The organism is Pseudomonas sp. Pdm06 (genome assembly GCF_014851795.1).
GTDB lineage: Bacteria > Pseudomonadota > Gammaproteobacteria > Pseudomonadales > Pseudomonadaceae > Aquipseudomonas > Aquipseudomonas fluorescens_AA.
Genome location: NZ_JACVAH010000010.1, coordinates 108,028 through 127,610 on the forward strand (window position 1 = coordinate 108,028; position 19,583 = coordinate 127,610).

Below are 19,583 nucleotides of genomic sequence, written 5' to 3' on the forward strand. Positions count from 1 at the left end.
GCATCAAATCCCCTGGCTGCGCAACCAGCTCATCAATTGCGGCAACGGAAACGCACCGCTCTGACGCGCCACTTCCCGGCCTTCCTTGAACAGAATCAGGCTGGGAATCGAGCGGATCCCCAACTGCGCCGACAGTTGCTGGTTGGCCTCGCTGTCAAGCTTGGCCAAGCGGCATTTGCCCGCCAACTGCGCGGCGGCCTGTTCGAACACCGGGGCGAAGGACTTGCACGGCCCACACCAATCGGCCCACACATCCACCAGCAACGGCAGGTCGCCCTTGATCTGGCTGGCGTAGTCGCCTTGTTTGAGTTCGAACGGTTTGCTCAATAACACCTGGGCCTTGCAGCGCCCGCATTTGGGTTGGTCGCCGAGGCGTTCGGCGGGTATGCGGTTGAGCCCGTTGCAATGGGGGCAGGGGATCAGCATCAGGTCAGTCTCCAGGAAAAATCATTGGCACAGATTGAACACTATATAGAAACCAGCACAAAAACCTGTGGGAGCGAGCTTGCTCGCGATGGCGGTGTATCAGTCAATACTGCATCGACTGTCAGACCGCTATCGCGAGCAAGCTCGCTCCCACAAGGGTATATCGGTGAGGCTGTTACTTGGCGTTGGTCAGCGTGTTGTAGCTGGTCATCAGGTTGCGGTAGTCCGGGATGTGGTTGGAGAACAAGGTCGCCAGACCTTCCACATCGTTGCGCCAGTCGCGGTGCAGTTCACAGGCCAGGCCGAACCAGGTCATCAGTTGCGCACCGGAGGACGACATGCGGTCCCAGGCCGATTGACGGGTCAGTTCGTTGAACGTGCCGGATGCATCGGTGACCACGAACACGTCGAAACCTTCGGCCAGGGCCGACAGTGCCGGGAAGGCTACGCAGACTTCGGTCACCACGCCGGCGATGATCAGTTGCTTCTTGCCGGTGGCCTTGATTGCCTTGACGAAGTCTTCGTTGTCCCAGGCGTTGATCTGGCCAGGGCGAGCGATGTACGGCGCGTCCGGGAACAGCGTCTTGAGTTCTGGCATCAACGGGCCGTTGGGGCCGGTTTCGAAGCTGGTGGTGAGGATGGTCGGCAGTTGGAAGTACTTCGCCAGGTCGGCCAGGGCCAGCACGTTGTTCTTGAAGCGGTCCGGGTCGATATCGCGGACCAGGGACAGCAGGCCGGCTTGGTGATCGACCAGCAGAACGGCGGCGTTATCTTTGTCGAGACGGTTGTAGGAAGTGGTCATGGCGTAGCCCTCATTAAGTTTTGGTTGCCGAAGGTTTCGGCGTGGTTAAGGTTTTTAATATCGGTGTTGCGATTGATCGGTGACTCATCCGGTCGAAGCGCCCGGCTTCAATCCGTGTTGCGTTTCGATGGGTGTAGATTAAAACTGGCACCTTTGATGCGCTAGACTGCAAAAATCCGCCTTAGCGTTCTATCTGGAGAACGATCATCGAAGACCTCAACACGCTGTACTACTTCACCCAGGTCGTGGAACACCGTGGGTTCGCCGCCGCCGGCCGGGCACTGGACATGCCCAAGTCCAAGCTCAGCCGGCGTATCGCCCAGTTGGAAGAGCGACTCGGGGTACGCTTGCTCCATCGCACCAGCCGCCATTGCACGTTGACGGAGATCGGCCAGGCCTATTACCAGCGCTGCCTGGCGATGCGGGTCGAGGCCGAGAGCGCGGCGGAAGTGATCGAGCGCAACCGTTCCGAACCCCAGGGGCTGGTGCGTATCAGTTGCCCGACGGCGCTGCTCAATAGTTGGGTCGGGCCGATGCTGACCCGCTACATGCTCAAGTACCCGCGAGTGGAGTTGTTCATCGAGAGCACCAACCGCCGGGTCGACCTGATCCATGAAGGGTTCGATATCGCCTTGCGGGTGCGCTTTCCACCCCTGGAAAACACCGACATGGTCATGAAGGTGCTGAGCAACAGCACCCAATGCCTGGTGGGCAGCCCGGCTTACCTTGAGCGCTTGTCTTCACCCGCTTCGCCGGCGGACCTCAACGGCCTGCCGAGCGTGCATTGGGGTGGGGCGCAGCGGGAATATCAGTGGGAATTGTTCGGCCCGGACGGCAGCCGCGCATTGATCCGCCATGAACCGCGCATGGTCACCGACGACCTGCTGGCCCTGCGGCACGCCGTGCTGGCCGGCATCGGCGTCGCCCACTTGCCCACCGTGGTGGTACGCGAAGACATAGCGGCTGGCCGGCTGGTGGAACTGGTGCCGGGCTGGACGCCCAAGTGCGGGATCGTCCACGCGATCTTTGCCTCACGACGCGGGTTACTGCCGTCGGTGCGTACGCTGATCGATTTTCTGGCTGAGGAATTCAGCCAGAGTGATATGGCGTAGCGTGGAGGCAGCCATGCCAGCGGATTCTTCTTGTGGGAGCGGGCTTGCTCGCGAAGACGGTGTGCCAGTCAACATCTATGTGTCTGATACGCCGCATTCGCGAGCAAGCCCGCTCCCACAGGGACTCACACTCCAGGCTTTTCCAAGGACGTTTATCAAGGCTGCCATTCATCAGGTGCGCCGCACTGAAAAGCTGTCAGGGCCTCAAAAAGACACCACGTATCTGTTTGCAGACTCAGGAGGTCCCATGAGCCATCCTCAAGACCCAGCCACTCCCCAAGCAGTGGACAACCCCAACGACGACGGCTTCGTACTCGGCACCGCCGGCCGCGACGAAGACCCCAACGCCGCCCCATCCTACGCCACCGACCGTCGCCACGACCGGGACGAACTGACTCCCGAAGACGCCCGCGGCATGCCCGGCTATCCCGAGGAAAAACCAGCGGCCAAACCCAAGGAGAAGGGGGTTGAAGAGGCGGAGCCGGGGATCGAGACGCCTGAGCAGGGGAACGATAAGGTTGGGTGAGCAGGACTCATATCTGCTCACATTTCTTACCGAGACCTAAATCTTTTGGCGACTAGGCTGGAAACCAGCAAGAGCTAACCATTTGTCTAACTGGCGCTATCGCAATTTGCGATGCGCCAGATTTGTGTTTAACTTCCCCATAGCAAAATGCGATAAGGACGTTGCATGCATGTGATCACTGAGAAACGCATTTGGGAGGCCAAGGAGAAATGGCCACATTCAGCGAATGCGTTGGATCAATGGTATCGGCTGATCAAGCGCAATAGCCCGGCTGATTTCGCGGCGATGAAATCCATATTTCCGGCAACCGATGAGGTCGGTCCGCTGCATGTGTTTGACATCGGTGGAAACAAGTTGCGGCTGATTGCGGTGATTCGATACCGAGCACAGCGTCTGTATATCAAATGCGTGCTTGACCATCGGGAATACGACAGAGGCAAGTGGAAGGAGGAAAAGGGATGAGTGCACTGATCGAACAAGTCGCCGCCCATTGGGAGTTTGTGTCGCCCCTGCTGCGTAAGCCCAGGAGCGAAGAGGATTACGACCGGTTGGCGAGTGCTCTTGATGAGCTGTTGGCGTTGGTGGGCGAAGACGAAACCCATCCTCTCATGAGCCTGGTGGATATTATCGGCGAATGGATCGAGGCATGGGACCAGCAGCACCGGCCAATGCCCAAGGCGAGCGGTGTCGAGGCGCTGCGTTACCTGATGCGTGAACATGGCATGAGCCAGAGCGACTTGCCGGGCGTTGGTACCCAGTCGGTGGTATCGGAGGTATTGAGCGGTAAGCGTCAGCTCAATTTGAGGCAGATCCGCTGGTTGGCCGAGCGCTTCGGCGTATCGGTGGAAACCTTCATTTGATGGCTAGGCACGCTCATTGTGGCGAGGGAGCAAGCTCCCTCGCCACAGGGTTAACCATGCCCCCAAACAGTTATGTGTTGGGCGGGAAGGTGATGTCAGCCGAGGGGGCTTGGGTTACGACGAACAACTGATCTCCAAGTGCTTGCCCCACTCCGGCGGACGTTGCGCGTAGCTGTCCATGCCCGGCTGTTCCTCGAACGGCTTGCTCAGCACGGTGTGCAGGCGGCGCACTTCGTCGTAGTCGCCTGACTCGGCGGCGTCGATGGCTTTTTGCGCCAGGTAGTTGCGCAGCACATACAACGGGTTGACGGCGTGCATGCGCGCGCGGCGTTGGTCTTGATCGACGGTGCCTTCGCGGTTGACGCGGGCAACATACAATTCGCCCCAGGCATCGAAGCCCTTGAGGTCGACAAAGTCATCGCGCAGGGTCGCGACGGCCTGCTCGGGGGATTGGTCGCCCAGTCGGCGGAAGAACAGGCTGTAGTCGACGCCGCTGTTCTGCATCAGTTGCAGCAAGCGCTCCAGCAGTTTCTGGTCGTCTTCTTCGGCGCGGGTCAGGCCGAGGCGGCGGCGCATCAGGTCCAGGTAATGGGCCTGGTACAGCGGCAAATACAACCCGAGGGTCTCGCGCAGGGCCTCGACGCTGATGAACGGCGTCAGGGCCTGGGCCAGGGCGCTGAGGTTCCACTGACCGATGGGCACCTGGTTGCTGAAGGAGTAGCGGCCCTGGTCATCGGAGTGGTTGCAGATGAAGTTGGCATCGAAGTCGTCGAGGAAGGCGAACGGTCCGAAGTCGAAGGTGATGCCCAGGATCGACATGTTGTCGGTGTTCATCACGCCATGGCAGAAACCGTAGGCCTGCCATTTGGCAATCAGCTCGGCGTTGCGCTCGACGATTTCGCGGAACATCGCCAGGTACGGTTCCGGTTGCTCGCGGCACTCGGCAAAATGCAGGTTCAACACGTGCTCGGCCAGGGCCGCCTGCAGTTCGGGTTTCTTGGTGTAGTAGAAGTATTCGAAATGCCCGAAGCGCACATGGCTGGGGGCCAGGCGCAGCACCATGGCGGCGCGTTCCTGCTTTTCCCGCCACACCGGGGTGTCCGAGCCGATCACGCACAAGGCCCGGGTGGTGGGAATACCGAGGGCGTGCAGGGCTTCGGAGGCGAGGAATTCGCGGATCGAGGAGCGCAGCACCGCACGCCCGTCGCCCATCCGTGAAAACGGCGTCTGGCCGGCACCCTTGAGGTGCAGGTCCCAGTGCTCGCCCGCCTCGTTGTACACCTCGCCCAGCAGCAAGCCTCGGCCGTCGCCCAGTTGTGGGTTGTAGTGGCCGAACTGATGCCCGGAATACACCATCGCCCGTGGCTCGGTTTCGGCCCAGAGCTTGTGGCCGCCAAAGATCTCGGCGAACAGCGGTGCCTGGGCTTCTGCCGGGTCCAGGTCCAGCAACGCCATGGCCGCCGGGCTGACGACCACCAGCCGTGGATTGTCGATGGGCTCGGGCAGCACGTGGGTCGAGAAACCGTCGCCCAGGCGGGCGAAACGGTTATCGAAGGTCAGGGTTTCCAGCGTTTTCATGGCCGTCTCCGGCGGGACGCCCGCAGGCAACCCGCGATCAGTCGAGTGTGCCTTGCGGCGGCTCAGGCACCGGCTTGATGCTGGCGACAGCCGACGGCACGGGCGTGATGGTCTTTTTGTCGGGCTCGGCAGGCACCAGTTTGTATTCCTGGCCTTGCATGTTCTTCAGATAGATTTCCATCTGCCGGAAGGAGATGTTGATGTGCTCCTTCTTGAATTCCCGATTGATGAAGCGGTTGATCTCGTCCAGCACCGGGTTGCGGTCACCGAGGTCGCGTACGTGCATGCGCAACTCATGGTCGAGGGTACTTTCACCGAAGTTCAGGAAGTACACGATCGGTTCCGGTTCCTTCAGCACCCGAGGGTTGTCGCGGGCGGCCTTGAGCAGCAACTCACGCACCAGGTCCAGGTCCGAGCCGTAGTCCACGCCCAGTTTCAGGGTTACCCGGGTGACGGTGTCGGTCAGCGACCAGTTGATCAGTTGCCCGGTGATGAACGTCTTGTTCGGGACGATGATGTCCTTGCGGTCGAAGTCGGTGATGGTGGTCGCACGAATGCGGATCTTGCTCACCGTACCCGACAGGTTGCCGATGGTGATGGTGTCGCCGATGCGCACCGGGCGCTCGAACAGGATCATGATCCCGGAGATGAAGTTGGCGAAGATCTCCTGCATACCGAAGCCCAGGCCCACCGACAGCGCGGCCACCAGCCATTGCAGTTTGTCCCAGCTCACGCCCAGGGTGGACAGGGTGGTGACGAAACCGACGCCGGCGATCACATAGGACAGCAGCGTGGTGGTGGCATAGGCACTGCCCTGGGCCAGGTTCAGCTTCGACAGCACGAACACTTCCAGCAGCCCCGGCAGGTTGCGCGCCAGGGCGAAGGTGATGCCGATGATGATCAGCGCCCCGAGCATGTCGCCGATGCTGATGGGCACCATGCTCATGTTGGCGCCGGTGCCGCTGGTGTATTCGTAGAGGGTGATGTTGTCCAGGTACGAGAACACGCTGATCAGGTCCGACCAGACCCAATACAGCGCGGCGATGAAACCGCCCAGCAGGGCCAGGCGGATCAGGCGCAGGGACTGTTCGTTGACCTTCTCGATGTCCAGCGTCGGCTCCTCGACCACCGCTTCGCCATCGCCGGCTTCCTTGGCCGCCTGGCGCTTGGCCAGGGCGCGCTGGTAGGCCAGGCGCCGCGCCGCCACCGACAGGCCGCGGACGAAGGTGGCCTCGATCACCAGCCAGAACATCAGCAGGTACAGGGTATTGATCAAGCGGTCGCTGAGCTTCAGCGCGGTGTAGTAGTAGCCAAAGCACACCGCCACGAACAGCGCGATTGGCAGCGCAGTGAACAGCACCCCGACGGCCTTGCGGAACAGCGAGGTGTTCCTGTGCGTCGGGCTGCTGAGCAACAGGCGGCTGAGCAACCACGCCATCAGTGCGTAGCAGGTCAGCACCACCGGCATGCCGAGCACGTCATCGGCCAGGGTCGCGGGTTGCAACTCGGCCACGGCCACCACGGCCACCAACGCCAGCACTACCAGCCCGAGGCGGCGGATCCAGCCCTGGAGGAATTCGACCTGGGGTTTCTCCCAGCGGAAATGCAACTCGGCCACGCCGCCCGGCGACAACACTCGATAGGCGGTGTAGAACACCAGCCAGGCCTGGCCGATCTGCAGCAGCGCCGCGCCGAGGTTGGCGTTCTGGCCGCGGGCGTCGATCTGCAAGGCATAGCCGCAGAGGGTCAGCGCCAGGGCCACCGGCATGGCCAGCAGGATATTGATCAGGATCGCCTGGGGGGTGTGCCACTGGCTGTCGCGCTTGAAGTGGCCGACGTCTTGGTGAACCTTGTTCAGGCGGGCATAGAGATGCTTGCGCCGCCACAGCAGCGCACCGATCAGCAGCGCCAGGGGCAGGAACAGCAGCGGCCGCTGGGTCAGGCCATCGGCCAGCTCGCTGAGGCTGGAGGCCCAGGGCAACGAGTCGATCTGTTTTTCCAGGCGCGTCGGTACGGCACGCATCCATTCGAAATCCAGCGGTTTATTGCTGGGAATCCAGAACATCTGCTCTTCGAGGGTCGCCCGCAGGTTCTGGGCGGTGCTGAGCAGTTGTTTCTGGTTGAGCTGCAAGGTGATGGATTCGTTGAGCACCGCGCTCAATTCGCGGTTCAGGCGTTCCAGCAGGTCGACGCGGGTCAGGGCCAGTTCCAGCAAGGTCTTGCGCAGTTGCGGGGTGACTTGTTCCGAGGGCTGGGAGGCCAGCAGGCTGTCGACGTAGGCGCTGGGGTTGTTCAGCAGTTCACGTTGCTGGCTGACTTCGAACTGGTACAGGCGGATGTCGGCGATCTGGTCGGCCAGGTTCTGGTCGAGCTTGAGGCGCGGCAAGGTCTGGCGCTGCTTGTAGAGAATCTTGGAGAGCAGCAGGCTGCCCTTGAGCACGCTGATCTGCTCGTCCAGGGCCGCGTCGGTCTGGGTCACGCTGTCCAGCAGTTGCTTGGTCTGCAGGTTCTGCTGGGTGACTTCGTTGAGGCGGTCGGTGCTTTTGAGCAGGTAGTCGGAGAGCTTCAGGTTGGCCGCGCTTTCGGTCGCCAGCAAGCTGCTGCCACCGGCCTTCTGGGCTTCGATGGATTGCTGGGTCACTGTCTCCTGGGATTGGGCCAGGCGCTTCTGGTTGATCAGGTTCTGCAGGTCCTGGATTTCCTGCTCCATGCGGGCGATTTTTTCCATCAGCAGATCGTGCTGACCGTTGCCCAGGTCCTGCAGTTGGCTGTTACCGGCCAGTTCCTGGCGGCGCAACGGGATCAGCGCATTGAGCGCCGCCAACTCGGCGTTGAGTTGGTCGCGCTGCTCGCCGCTGAGGGTCTTGCCGGCATCCCGGCCGGCCTTGAGGATGGTATTGATCTGCTGGATGCGGGTCTGGCTGCTGGAAATTTCCGCCTGGGCACGTTCGGGACGGGTCTGGGCGGTGATGATCAGGCTGTTGGCATCGGCCAGGGCTTTTTGCAGATCACTCTGCTGGGTGGAGCGATCCGTGAGCATTTGCTCGAGCTGGGGAATCGGCAGGTTGGCGTAGCGCTGCGCCACCGGCACCACCGTGGTGCCCTTGAGCCGCGCCAGTTCGCGCTGGTTCTCGATGTTCTGCTTGGGCGCAGTGGCCAGTTGCTGCTTGAGCGCCTGCAGCTTCTGCTCGTAGTCGGCCTTGTTGTTGAGCTGGGTCAGCGTGCTCTGCAAGACGGCCTGCAGGGCTTTCTGGTCGGCTTCCGGCAGTTTGCGGTCGGCGATCTTGTCCAGGCTGGCCTGCACCGAAGCGCTGGTGGGAAGATCAGCGGCTTGCAGCGTGCAGATGGAGAGACTCAGGCCCAGCAGGGCGGTGGCGAAAAAGGAGCGCAGGGTAGGCATAGAGACCGGTCAAGCAAGTGAGAGTGGGAGCAGTTTAGAGGAACAAGCCGGGACCCGGGCGACTTCCTTCGGGGAATCTGACGCCCACTTTGCCGATCTTGTTCCCGTCCATGGCCGCGACGGTCCACAGGGTGTTGTTCCAATCCACCTGGTCGCCGACCACGGGCGCGCCGCCCACTTTCTGGGCGATGAAGCGGCCCAGGGACATGTCCGGATCGATGCCGTCCAGCTTCAACCCGTACAGCGCGGCAACCGCGGCCAGCTGGGCGTCTCCTTCGAGTACGAAGTCGCCGAAGAAGCGCAGATCCAGGCCCCGTTGCGGCGCCTGGCTGAACAGTTTTCCAAGGGCCGGCAAGTCGTGTTCATGGCCGATAACACACAGCAAATCATCGACTTCCAACACCGTACTACCCGACGGATGGAGCAGTTGCTGGCCACGAAACAGGGCGGCGATGCGGGTGCCTTCGGGCATTTTCAGGTCCCGCAGGGGCGAGCCGATGCACCATTTTTCCGCGCCCAGGCGATAAATGAACAGCTCCCACTCGCTGGTGACGTGCACTTCCAGCGCGGCCCGGGAAATCGGCAGCGGTTCGGGCGGGACGGTCACGTGCAGCAACTTGGCGACCCACGGCAGGCTCGTGCCCTGTACCAGCAGCGAGACCAGCACGATAAAGAACGCCAGGTTGAAGTAGAGCTGGGCGTGGGGCAGGCCGGCCATCAACGGGAACACGGCCAGGATGATCGGCACCGCGCCGCGCAGGCCGACCCAGGAAATGAAGGCTTTCTCGCGACCATGAAACGCCTTGAACGGCAGCAGGCCCACTATGACCGACAACGGACGGGCAAACAGGATCATCCACAGCGCCAGGCCCAGGGCCGGCAGGGCGATCGGCAGCAGGTCGTGGGGCGTGACCAGCAGCCCCAGCACCAGGAACATGCCAATCTGGGCCAGCCAGGCCATGCCATCGAGCATGTGCAGGATGCCGTGGCGGCTGCGCACCGGACGGTTGCCGATCACCAGGCCGCACAGGTACACCGCCAGGAAGCCGCTGCCATGCAGGGCGTTGGTCAAGGCGAACACGGCCAGGCCGCCACTGATGACGAGGATCGGGTAGAGGCCGTTGGCCAGATTGATGCGATTGACCAGCTGCAGCATCAGCCAGCCACCGCCCAGGCCGAGTACCGAGCCAATGCCGAACTCACGCAACAGGTGCCCGAGCAGGCTCCAGTGCAAGCCGGTTTCGCCACTGGCGAGCATGCCGATCAGGGTGACGGTGAGGAACACCGCCATGGGGTCGTTGCTGCCGGACTCGATCTCGAGGGTGGCACTGACCCGCTCGTTGAGGCCCTTGCCGCCCAGCAGCGAAAACACCGCCGCGGCATCGGTCGAGCCGACGATGGCACCGATCAGCAGGCCCTGGATCAGGTTCAGATTGAACAGCCAGGCCGCCGCCAATCCGGTCAGCCCGGTGGTGATCAACACACCGACCGTGGCCAGCGACAACGCCGGCCACAGCGCCACGCGGAAACTCGAGACTCGCGTGCGCAAGCCGCCGTCCAGCAGGATGACGGCCAAGGCGAGGTTGCCGACCAGATAAGCCGTGGCGTAGTTATCGAAAAGAATACCGGCGCCGTCGACACCGGCCACCATGCCCACGGCCAGGATGATCACCAGGATCGGGATGCCCAGGCGGGACGAAAGAGAACTGACCAGGATGCTCGCACCTACCAGCAACGCGCCGATCAAGAACAGGCTGTTGATGGTCGCTGCAGTCAAAGGCGTTACTCCGGGAAAACTGAGGGGCGGGCACAGACTGCCCATGCAGTCTGCGTGCCAGCGATTCTAACCTGTTGAAATGTGATGCTGTCAAAAAAGGTTTTGGATTGGGGGGGGGCGCAAGCCCCGTCATCATTTATTTACAGGAAGAAAGTGAGTCTGCTTTTGTGGCGAGGGGATTTATCCCCGCTGGGCTGCGGAGCAGCCCCCAAATCTGTGTAGTCATGCAGTCCAAAGACGAGCGCTTCGCACTCGATCGGGGATAAATCCCCTCGCCACAGGAAGCTCTCGCCACAAAGGCAGGTGAAGCCTTAAAGGCTGAACCGCCCAACCATGCTGTTCAAGTCCACGGCCAGGCGCGACAGTTCGGCGCTGGCGGCGGTGGTCTGGTTGGCGCCGGTGGCCGATTGCACCGACAGGTCGCGGATGTTCACCAGGTTGCGGTCCACTTCACGGGCCACCTGGGCCTGTTCCTCGGCGGCGCTGGCGATCACCAGGTTGCGTTCGTTGATCTCGACGATGGCCGTGTTGATGGTGTCCAGGGACAGGCCGGCGCCGCGGGCGATGTTCAGGGTCGACTCGGCGCGCTCGGTGCTGTTGCGCATCGAGTCCACGGCGTGTTCGGTGCCGCTCTGGATGCTGCCGATCATGCGTTCGATCTCGCTGGTCGACTGCTGGGTACGGTGGGCCAGGGCGCGGACTTCGTCGGCCACCACGGCAAAGCCACGACCGGCCTCACCGGCACGGGCGGCTTCGATGGCGGCGTTCAGAGCCAGCAGGTTGGTCTGGTCGGCCAGGCCGCGGATCACGTCCAGCACTTTGCCGATATCGCGGGACTCATTGGCCAGGTTACCGATCAGCGTGGCGGTGCTTTGTACGTCGGCACTCATGCGTTCGATGGCACCGACGGTTTCCTGCACCAGGTCGCGGCCGTCGCCAGCGGATGTGGTGGCGTGTTTCGACGCTTCCGACGTGCTGACCGCATTGCGTGCGACCTCTTCCACGGCGCTGGTCATTTCGTTGACCGCTGTCGCGGCCTGTTCGATTTCGTTGTTCTGCTGGGTCAGGCCCCGGGCGCTTTCGTCAGTGACGGCGTTGAGCTCTTCGGCCGCCGACGCCAGCTGTGTGGCCGAGCCGGAGATCCGTTGCAAGGTATCGCGCAGTTTTTCCTGCATGGTCGACATCGCCCGCAGCAGGCGACCGGCTTCGTCGCTGCCGTCAACGGTGATCGGCCGGGTCAGGTTGCCCTTGGCGATTTCTTCGGCGGCATCCAGCGCGTTGGCGATCGGCTTGGTGATGCTGTTGGTCAGCAGCCAGGCGAACAGCAGGGTCAGGCCGGTGGCGATGACCAGCAGGGTGACCACCCAGTTGAAAGCGCTTGAATATTGTTGCGCCGCACCCTTATTGAGCGCCTCGGCTTGCAGGTTGTTGATCTCCAACAAGCGGCCGACTGCGACATTGATGGCATCGGAGTTGCTCAGCAGTTCAGTGTTGAGCAACGTGCGCAGTTCATCGACCTGATTGTTGCGTGACAGGGTTTTCATGCGCTCTTCGAGCTGACGGTACTGCCCGAGCAATTGCACATACTGATCGTAGGCGGCCCGTTCGTCCGGGGCGCTGATGAGCTTTTCGTAGGCGGCCTGGGCGGCGCGGATCTGTTGGCCGCGTTGTTCGAGCAGATCGTAGGTTTTCTGCTGGATGTCCGGCTCGCGGTTGACCAGCAAGCGATAGGACAAGACGCGCAGGCGCAGGGTGAGTTGGGTGAACTCATCCAGGGCCTTGATACTGGGCACGCTGTTCTGGGCGATGATTTCGCCAGACCCGCGGATTTTGCTCATCTGGGTCAGGGCGAATACCCCAAGGGCCAGCATCAGGGCGCCGATCAAGGCAAACCCCAGGAACGCCCGCGGCGCGATGTTCATATTACGTAGGGACATGGAAAGTACCGAAAATAGATGCGTCCGTGCGGGGCTTAGACTGCTGTTCACTGACTTATCGGTCATGGGCCTGAAGTCTTGAGGCGTTGTGGGCTTTTGTCGCAGGACAAGGCGTGTCACGCGACGAAGGGTAGGAACCCGATGCTTGAATCGCAGTCTCTACAGCTCGCGAGCCAAGCACCGCCACCTTGTAAAGCGTGGCATCGGCGGTGACTTTTCTTTATCGTACGCGCCCCTTGGAAAAGCCTGGAAATCAATATGTTGGAAACATCCCTCAGCCAACTGGAGCAACTGGTCAACGACTTGGTGCAACAGAACCTGCACCTCACCGGCCTGAACGAAACCCTGAGCGCTGAACTTGCCCGGGCCAAGGATGAAAACGAAAGCCTGCAACTGAGCCTGATGGAACAGGAAGAACTGCACGGCGCCACCGCCGCCCGCATCCAGGCCCTGATCGAGCGCGCCAGCGCCGGTCCTGTCAGCGCATGAAGCACGGCGCCGATGGGGTGACGGTCATCTCGATCCTGGGAGAAGACTATTCAATCAAAGCGCCGGCCGGGCAGGAACAGGCCCTGTTGGACGCCGCTTCGATGCTCAAGGCCGCACTGGCCGACACGAAAAGGAAATACCCGACGCTGATCGGTGATCGCCTGCTGGTATTGGCGGCCATGAACCTGTGTTCGCAACAGATCGAAATGCAGAAGAGCCATCAGGCGGAACTCGACCGTTACCAAGAGCAAGTCAGCGCCACGGTCGAGGTGATTGCCAAGACGATCCAGCAGGCCTGAAACCGTTAACGAATGTTGACTGTGGGGCTTGTGTGGGAGCGAGCTTGCTCGCGATGGCGTCAGCACAGCTGCCTGTGTGTTGGCTGAAACACCGCTATCGCGAGCAAGCTCGCTCCCACAGTGGAACGGTGGTGAACGCAGATGTCGTGTTCACTTGGAACCCCTGTGGGAGCGAGCCTGCTCGCGATTGGATCTCAGCCGTGCCACGAGTCTTGCCTCAGAACCACTCATCCCGCATCCCCAGGCACGTATCATCCCGCGCCTCGAGAATCGCCAGCTCATGGTGACACCCCGGCACTTCCCAGGTCAGGAAGTAGCGCGCCGCTTGCAGCTTGCCTTTATAGAAGTCGCTGTCCGCGGCGTTGCCCCTGGCCAGGCCTTCCTCGGCACGAATCGCCTGTTCCAGCCAGCGCCAGCCGATCACCATGTGCCCAAACACTTTCAGGTACAGCGCCGAGTTGGCGAGGCTGCTGTTGACCTTGCCCTGGGCCAAGTCTGTCAGCAGGCCCAGGGTGACGGTTTGCAGCCGCGCCACCAACGCTTCCAGCGGCTGGCGTAATGGCGTCAACGATGGGTGCGCCTGGGCCCGTTCAGTGGTGTCGGCCACCAGGCGGATCAACTGCTTGAGCCCGGCGCCGCCGTTCTGCGCCAGCTTTCGCCCCAGGAGGTCCAGGGACTGGATGCCATGGGTGCCTTCATGGATCGGGTTCAGGCGGTTGTCGCGATAATACTGCTCCACCGGGTATTCGCGGGTGTAGCCGTGACCGCCCAGGATTTGGATCGCCAGTTCATTGGCTTTCAGGCAGAACTCCGAGGGCCAGGATTTGACGATGGGGGTCAGCAGGTCCAGCAGTTCATGGGCGCGCTGGCGCTCGGCTTCGCTGTCCAGGGTGGTGGTGTCGTCGAACAGCCGCGCCGCGTACAAGCCCAGGTCAAACGAACCCTCGACGTAGGCTTTTTGGGTCAACAGCATGCGGCGCACGTCGGCGTGCTGGATGATCGCCACCGGGGCGGTGGTCGGGTCCTTGCTGTCTGGCACCCGGCCTTGCGGACGTTCGCGGGCGTATTCAAGGGAATACAGGTAGCCGGCGTAACCCAGCATCACCGCACCCATGCCGACACCGATGCGCGCCTCGTTCATCATCTGGAACATGTAGCTCAAGCCGTGGTGCGGCTTGCCCACGAGGTAACCGACACATTCGCCGTTGTCGCCGAAGTTCAACGCGGTCGACGTGGTGCCGCGCCAGCCCATCTTGTGGAACAGCCCGGCCAGCAGCACGTCGTTACGCGGGCCGAGGCTGCCATCGTCGTTGACCAGGAACTTGGGCACGATAAACAGCGAAATGCCCTTCACGCCCGGCGGTGCGTCCGGCAATTTCGCCAGGACCATGTGCACGATGTTTTCCGACAGCGGATGATCGCCGCCGGAGATGAAGATCTTGTTGCCCTTGAGTCGATAGGTGCCATCGGACGCAGGCTCTGCCCGTGTACGAATATCCGACAGCGAAGAGCCTGCATGGGGCTCGGTCAGGGCCATGGTGCCGAAGAAGCGGCCGTCGATCATCGGTTGCAGGAAACGTTGCTTCTGCTCCTCGCTGCCGAAGCTTTCGATCAGGTTCGCCGCGCCCATGGTCAGGAACGGGTAGGAGGTCGATGCGGCATTGGCCGACTGGAAGTGTGCGAAGCAGGCCTGGGACAGCAGTGTCGGCAACTGCATGCCTCCGGCATCGAAGCTGCGCGCGGCATTGAGAAAACCGGCCTCCAGAAAGGCATCCACCGCCGGCTTTACCTCGGGAATCAGGATCGCCTGGCCGTTCTCGTAGCGCGGTTCGTTTTCATCGTTCTTGCGGTTGTGGGGCGCGAAGAATTTTTCTGCGATGCTGCGGGCCGTGCCGAGGGCTGCGTCGAAGGTTTCGCGATTGTGTTCAGCAAACCGCTCGCGCTGGGTCAGGCCCTCGGCATCGAGGACTTCATACAGCTCGAAAGCCAGATTGCGGGAACTGAGCAACGTCTCGGACATGGCGGCCTACCTTTTTTTGGAGTGGGCCGAGTCTAGGCGTGGCAATGGAGGCTGAACAGGATGATTGATTTGAGTGATGGAGGAGCGAGGGTGACGCTAATCAAAATTTGGGAGCGAGCTTTGTGGGAGCAAGGCTTGCCCGCGATGAAAGCGCCGCGGTTCTCTTGAGTACCGCAGTGCCTGGATCGCGAGCAAGCTTTGCTCCCACAGAGTTCATGCCCACAGGGATTTCGTTGACCAGGCACCCATTGCAGATGCCTGGTCTACAGCGGGTTTAGCCGATGGTCATCAGGCTGGCGTTACCCCCGGCCGCAGCGGTGTTGACGCTCAAGGCCCGCTCGATCACCAAACGCTCCAACGCAATATTGGTCTCGCCCTGGGACAAACCATGCACCCCGACGATGGCGCCGGCGCGCTTGGCCACCTGCTGGCAAACGTCGCGCAGTTGGTCCGAATCGCCGTGGTGCAGGACCGCGTCGAACAGCACATCGTCCTTGGTCCAGTCGGCAACCCGCTGGATGCGTGCCTGAATCTCTTTCGGCAAGCGGGCGAACAAGGCCTTGCTGGTGTCGGTTTCCGGCCATACGGCCGAGCCGCCCACGGCCAGTACGGCCGCCAGTTGCGTCAGTAGGTCGCCTTCCACGTCGGCCAGGCACAGCACGTGCTCGCGCGGCAGGATGGCATAGCTGTTGCGTTCGCCGGTCGGGCCGGTCAACTGGCGGGTGATGCCGCTTTGCGACTGGGCCGCGAACTGCACGCACAGGGCGCTCAGTTCGGCGAGCTTCTGGCTGTCGGCCCAGGCTTGCAGGGCGGTCAGCGGTTTGCTCATGGCATCGCGCAAGCGCAGGTCCGGCGCAACCAAGGCATCGCCACGGACGAAGGACTGCTGGATCGCATCGGTAGGACGAGTCGACAGCAGGCGGTACAGGTACAGCGGGCCACCGGCCTTGGGACCGGTGCCCGACAGGCCTTCGCCACCAAACGGCTGCACACCGACCACGGCGCCGACAATGTTGCGGTTGACGTAGACGTTACCGGCATGGACGTTGTCGATCACCTTGGCGATGGTCTCGTCGATGCGTGTGTGCACGCCCAGGGTCAGGCCGTAGCCGGAGGCGTTGATCTGGTCGATCAACTGACCGAGTTCCTTGCGCTTGTAGCGCACCACGTGCAGCACCGGACCGAAGATCTCCCGCTGCAGTTCGTCGAAGCTTTCCAGCTCGATCAGGGTCGGCATCACGAAGGTGCCGCGCTTGCACTCGTCGCTGTCGGCGATTGCCATCTGGTAGACGGTGCGCCCCTTGTCGCGCATGGCCTGGATGTGTTTCTCGATGCCAGCCTTGGCTTCGGCGTCGATCACCGGACCGATGTCCACGGACAGGCGCTCCGGGTTGCCGAGGCGCGATTCGGCCATGGCACCCTTGAGCATTTCGATGACGCGGTCGGCGGAATCTTCCTGCAGGCACAGGACCCGCAGGGCCGAGCAACGCTGGCCGGCACTGTCGAAGGCCGAGGACACGACGTCGATAACCACTTGTTCGGTCAGGGCCGAGGAGTCGACGATCATGGCGTTCTGGCCGCCGGTCTCGGCGATCAGCGGGATCGGCCGGCCCTGGTTGTCCAGGCGTCCGGCGATGTTGCGTTGCAGCAGGCGGGCGACTTCGGTGGAGCCGGTGAACATCACGCCTTTGACCCGATCGTCGCCGACCAGGCGGGCGCCAACGGTTTCGCCACGGCCCGGCAGCAGTTGCAGGACGCCTTCCGGAATGCCGGCTTCGAGCATCAGGCGCACCGCCTGGGCAGCCACCAGCGGCGTCTGCTCGGCGGGCTTGGCCAGAACCGGGTTGCCGGCGGCCAGTGCGGCGGCAACCTGGCCGCTGAAAATCGCCAGCGGGAAGTTCCACGGGCTGATGCAGACCACCGGACCCAGTGGGCGGTGGGCGTCGTTGGTGAAATCGTTGCGCGCCTGCACCGCGTAGTACCGCAGGAAATCCACGGCTTCACGCACTTCGGCGATGGCGTTGGCGAAGGTCTTGCCGGCTTCGCGGGCCAGCAGGCCCATCAGCGGCTGGATCTCGCCTTCCATCAGGTCGGCGGCACGCTCCAGGATCGCGGCACGTTCGGCTGGCGGCGTGGCCTGCCAGATCGGCCCGGCATTGAGGGCGCACTGGATGGCGTTGTCGACGTCGGCAACCGTCGCTTCCTGCACATGACCGACCACATCGCGGTGATCGGACGGGTTCAGCACCGCTGCCGGGGTTTCTTCGCTGGCCGCGCAACCGAGCATCGGCGCGGCTTTCCAGTCGTTATGGGCGGTGGCCAGCAGGGCGCAGGACAGCGACGCCAGGCGATGCTCGTTGGCCAGGTCGATGCCGCTGGAGTTGGCGCGGTCGCTGCCATACAGGTCGCGTGGCAGCGGAATACGTGGGTGCGGCAGGCCGAAACCGCCTTCCAGGGTTGCCATCTGCTCGATGCTGGCCACTGGATCGGCCACCAGCTCCTGAATGGAAATCGACTGGTCGGCGATGCGGTTGACGAACGAGGTGTTCGCGCCGTTTTCCAGCAAGCGGCGTACGAGGTAGGCCAGCAGTGTTTCGTGGGTGCCGACCGGGGCGTACACACGGCATGGACGGTTCAGCTTGCCTTCGGAGACCTTGCCTACAACTTGTTCGTACAGCGGTTCACCCATGCCGTGCAGGCACTGGAATTCGTACTGGCCCGGGTAATAGTTCTGACCGGCGATGTGATAAATGGCCGACAGGGTATGGGCGTTGTGCGTGGCGAATTGCGGGTAGATGACTTCCGGCACCGACAGCAGCTTGCGCGCGCAAGCGATGTAGGACACGTCGGTGTACACCTTGCGGGTGTACACCGGATAGCCTTCCAGGCCTTCGACCTGGGCGCGCTTGATCTCGCTGTCCCAGTACGCGCCTTTTACCAGGCGAATCATCAGGCGGTGGCGGCTGCGCCGGGCCAGGTCGATGACGTAGTCGATCACGTACGGGCAACGCTTCTGGTAGGCCTGGATCACGAAGCCGATGCCGTTCCAGCCGGTCAGCTGTGGCTCGAAGCACAGGCGCTCCAGCAGGTCCAGGGACAGTTCGAGGCGGTCGGCTTCCTCGGCGTCGATGTTCAGGCCGATGTCGTATTGCTTGGCCAGCAGGGTCAGCGACAGCAGGCGCGGGTACAGCTCGTCCATGACGCGCTCGTACTGGGCGCGGCTGTAGCGCGGGTGCAGGGCCGAGAGCTTGATGGAAATGCCCGGGCCTTCATAAATCCCACGGCCATGGGACGCTTTACCGATCGAGTGAATGGCTTGTTCGTACGAGGCCAGGTACTTCTGGGCGTCATGTTCGGTGAGTGCGGCTTCACCCAGCATGTCGTAGGAATAGCGGAAGCCCTTGGCTTCGAACTTGCTGGCGTTGGCCAGGGCCTCGGCGATGGTTTCGCCGGTGACGAACTGTTCGCCCATCAGGCGCATGGCCATGTCGACGCCCTTGCGGATCATCGGCTCGCCGCTCTTGCCGATGATGCGGCTCAGGGAGGAGGTCAGGCCCGTTTCGTTATGGGTGGCGACCAGCTTGCCGGTCAGCAACAGGCCCCAAGTGGCGGCATTGACGAACAGCGACGGGCTGTTGCCCAGGTGCGGCTGCCAGTTGCCGGTGCTGATCTTGTCGCGGATCAGCGCATCACGAGTGCCTTTGTCCGGGATGCGCAGCAGCGCCTCGGCCAGGCACATCAGGGCTACGCCTTCCTGGGACGACAGGGAAAACTCCTGCAGTAAGCCCTGAACGATACCGGCACGGCCGCCGGCACTTTTCTGGTTACGCAGTTTTTCCGCAATCGAAGCCGCCAGCTTGTTGGTGGCTTCGGCCATTTCCAGCGGCAGGCGGGCCTGCTCGATCAGCATCGGCACCACTTCCGGCTCAGGGCGACGGTAAGCGGCGGTAATGGAGGCGCGCAGGACCGATTGCGGCAGGATGCTCTCGGCAAATTCGAGGAAGCATTGGTGAGCATGGTCGACTTGTACGTCGCCGGCATCATCGCTGTCGGCGCGGGGTGAACCGTTCAGCTCGGTCAGGGTTGCACCACCCTCGAGTTTTTCCAGGTAATTGAAAATTGCCTGCTTGATCAGCCAGTGCGGCGTGCGATCGATCGAGGTTGCGGCCGCCTTGAGGCGTTCGCGGGTCGGGTCATCGAGTTTGACCCCAAGGGTGGTGGTAGCCATATTTTTATCCTCATGTTTACCACGTATGGCGTGGCATCAGCTGGCGGCAAGATTAGCTGTGGGATGAATGAGGTGCAACCGGGTGCAACCCTTTTTTTCTTGAAATGACAGGCAGCTCATCCGGAAGCC

Annotated in this window: 14 protein-coding genes and 1 pseudogene; 6 read left to right on the forward strand and 9 right to left on the reverse strand. The window is 62.2% G+C overall.

Annotated features, from left to right (window positions below):
* Nucleotides 1–3: 3 nt before the first annotated feature.
* Together trxC and ycaC are read right to left on the reverse strand one after the other, a co-directional pair.
* Complete coding sequence (trxC, locus tag IB266_RS17485) at nucleotides 4–426, reverse strand: thioredoxin TrxC (protein WP_060739499.1); 423 nt, start codon at nucleotides 424–426, stop codon at nucleotides 4–6.
* 175 nt (nucleotides 427–601) lie between these two features.
* On the reverse strand, nucleotides 602–1,228 hold the full coding sequence (gene ycaC / locus IB266_RS17490; protein ID WP_025211469.1) for an isochorismate family cysteine hydrolase YcaC: 627 nt from the start codon (nucleotides 1,226–1,228) through the stop codon (nucleotides 602–604).
* Between the two features lie 206 nt (nucleotides 1,229–1,434).
* On the opposite strand from ycaC, the gene IB266_RS17495 reads away from it, so the two are divergent.
* From IB266_RS17495 to IB266_RS17510, 4 genes are all read left to right on the forward strand, one after another.
* Nucleotides 1,435–2,340: a LysR family transcriptional regulator gene (locus IB266_RS17495; protein ID WP_192261989.1), complete on the forward strand. Its 906-nt coding sequence runs from the start codon at nucleotides 1,435–1,437 to the stop codon at nucleotides 2,338–2,340.
* Nucleotides 2,341–2,587: 247 nt separating this feature from the next.
* Nucleotides 2,588–2,866, forward strand: a complete 279-nt coding sequence (locus IB266_RS17500) for a hypothetical protein (protein ID WP_134922565.1) — start codon at nucleotides 2,588–2,590, stop codon at nucleotides 2,864–2,866.
* 165 nt (nucleotides 2,867–3,031) lie between these two features.
* Nucleotides 3,032–3,328: a type II toxin-antitoxin system HigB family toxin gene (locus IB266_RS17505; RefSeq protein ID WP_192261920.1), complete on the forward strand. Its 297-nt coding sequence runs from the start codon at nucleotides 3,032–3,034 to the stop codon at nucleotides 3,326–3,328.
* A complete protein-coding gene (locus IB266_RS17510) occupies nucleotides 3,325–3,726 on the forward strand; it encodes a helix-turn-helix domain-containing protein (RefSeq protein ID WP_092253088.1) in 402 nt (133 codons plus the stop codon). Before IB266_RS17505 ends, IB266_RS17510 begins: the two co-directional genes overlap by 4 nt.
* Nucleotides 3,727–3,840: 114 nt before the next feature.
* On the opposite strand, the gene selO is transcribed toward IB266_RS17510, so the two are convergent.
* The 5 genes and pseudogenes from selO to IB266_RS31215 all read right to left on the reverse strand — a co-directional run.
* A complete protein-coding gene (selO, locus tag IB266_RS17515) occupies nucleotides 3,841–5,304 on the reverse strand; it encodes a protein adenylyltransferase SelO (RefSeq protein ID WP_192261921.1) in 1,464 nt (487 codons plus the stop codon).
* Between the two features lie 37 nt (nucleotides 5,305–5,341).
* Complete coding sequence (mscK, locus tag IB266_RS17520; RefSeq protein ID WP_192261922.1) at nucleotides 5,342–8,704, reverse strand: mechanosensitive channel MscK; 3,363 nt, start codon at nucleotides 8,702–8,704, stop codon at nucleotides 5,342–5,344.
* 34 nt (nucleotides 8,705–8,738) lie between these two features.
* Nucleotides 8,739–10,481 carry a potassium/proton antiporter gene (locus IB266_RS17525; protein WP_060739492.1) on the reverse strand — a complete coding sequence of 581 codons (1,743 nt, stop codon included), beginning with the start codon at nucleotides 10,479–10,481 and terminating at the stop codon, nucleotides 8,739–8,741.
* Nucleotides 10,482–10,792: 311 nt separating this feature from the next.
* The gene (locus IB266_RS31210) at nucleotides 10,793–11,665 is read right to left on the reverse strand and encodes a methyl-accepting chemotaxis protein (protein ID WP_409077846.1); all 873 of its coding nucleotides are present in this window, start codon (nucleotides 11,663–11,665) and stop codon (nucleotides 10,793–10,795) included.
* Between the two features lie 30 nt (nucleotides 11,666–11,695).
* Nucleotides 11,696–12,484 (reverse strand): annotated as a pseudogene (locus tag IB266_RS31215) (MCP four helix bundle domain-containing protein); the annotation flags it as partial.
* A gap of 192 nt (nucleotides 12,485–12,676) precedes the next feature.
* Between IB266_RS31215 and IB266_RS17535 the strand changes: the two are divergent.
* Together IB266_RS17535 and IB266_RS17540 are read left to right on the forward strand one after the other, a co-directional pair.
* Nucleotides 12,677–12,907: a hypothetical protein gene (locus tag IB266_RS17535; protein WP_053117769.1), complete on the forward strand. Its 231-nt coding sequence runs from the start codon at nucleotides 12,677–12,679 to the stop codon at nucleotides 12,905–12,907.
* Complete coding sequence (locus IB266_RS17540) at nucleotides 12,904–13,206, forward strand: cell division protein ZapA (RefSeq protein ID WP_060739489.1); 303 nt, start codon at nucleotides 12,904–12,906, stop codon at nucleotides 13,204–13,206. The genes IB266_RS17535 and IB266_RS17540 overlap by 4 nt, the downstream gene beginning before the upstream one ends.
* 217 nt (nucleotides 13,207–13,423) lie before the next feature.
* Here the strand turns inward: IB266_RS17540 and IB266_RS17545 are convergent, their stop codons facing one another.
* Together IB266_RS17545 and putA are read right to left on the reverse strand one after the other, a co-directional pair.
* Nucleotides 13,424–15,226, reverse strand: coding sequence for an acyl-CoA dehydrogenase (locus IB266_RS17545; protein ID WP_192261924.1), 1,803 nt, complete (start codon nucleotides 15,224–15,226; stop codon nucleotides 13,424–13,426).
* A 274-nt stretch (nucleotides 15,227–15,500) separates the two neighbouring features.
* Nucleotides 15,501–19,454, reverse strand: coding sequence for a trifunctional transcriptional regulator/proline dehydrogenase/L-glutamate gamma-semialdehyde dehydrogenase (gene putA / locus IB266_RS17550; protein ID WP_192261925.1), 3,954 nt, complete (start codon nucleotides 19,452–19,454; stop codon nucleotides 15,501–15,503).
* Between the last annotated feature and the right edge of the window lie 129 nt (nucleotides 19,455–19,583).

Excerpts from the sequence above, each read along its gene's own strand:
- trxC (WP_060739499.1), bottom strand. The coding sequence starts at position 426 with ATGCTGATCCCCTGCCCCCATTGCAACGGGCTCAACCGCATACCCGCC.
- ycaC (WP_025211469.1), bottom strand. The coding sequence starts at position 1,228 with ATGACCACTTCCTACAACCGTCTCGACAAAGATAACGCCGCCGTTCTG.
- IB266_RS17500 (WP_134922565.1), top strand. The coding sequence starts at position 2,588 with ATGAGCCATCCTCAAGACCCAGCCACTCCCCAAGCAGTGGACAACCCC.
- IB266_RS17505 (WP_192261920.1), top strand. The coding sequence starts at position 3,032 with ATGCATGTGATCACTGAGAAACGCATTTGGGAGGCCAAGGAGAAATGG.
- IB266_RS17510 (WP_092253088.1), top strand. The coding sequence starts at position 3,325 with ATGAGTGCACTGATCGAACAAGTCGCCGCCCATTGGGAGTTTGTGTCG.
- selO (WP_192261921.1), bottom strand. The coding sequence starts at position 5,304 with ATGAAAACGCTGGAAACCCTGACCTTCGATAACCGTTTCGCCCGCCTG.
- mscK (WP_192261922.1), bottom strand. The coding sequence starts at position 8,704 with ATGCCTACCCTGCGCTCCTTTTTCGCCACCGCCCTGCTGGGCCTGAGT.
- IB266_RS31210 (WP_409077846.1), bottom strand. The coding sequence starts at position 11,665 with ATGTCGACCATGCAGGAAAAACTGCGCGATACCTTGCAACGGATCTCC.
- IB266_RS17535 (WP_053117769.1), top strand. The coding sequence starts at position 12,677 with ATGTTGGAAACATCCCTCAGCCAACTGGAGCAACTGGTCAACGACTTG.
- IB266_RS17540 (WP_060739489.1), top strand. The coding sequence starts at position 12,904 with ATGAAGCACGGCGCCGATGGGGTGACGGTCATCTCGATCCTGGGAGAA.
- IB266_RS17545 (WP_192261924.1), bottom strand. The coding sequence starts at position 15,226 with ATGTCCGAGACGTTGCTCAGTTCCCGCAATCTGGCTTTCGAGCTGTAT.
- putA (WP_192261925.1), bottom strand. The coding sequence starts at position 19,454 with ATGGCTACCACCACCCTTGGGGTCAAACTCGATGACCCGACCCGCGAA.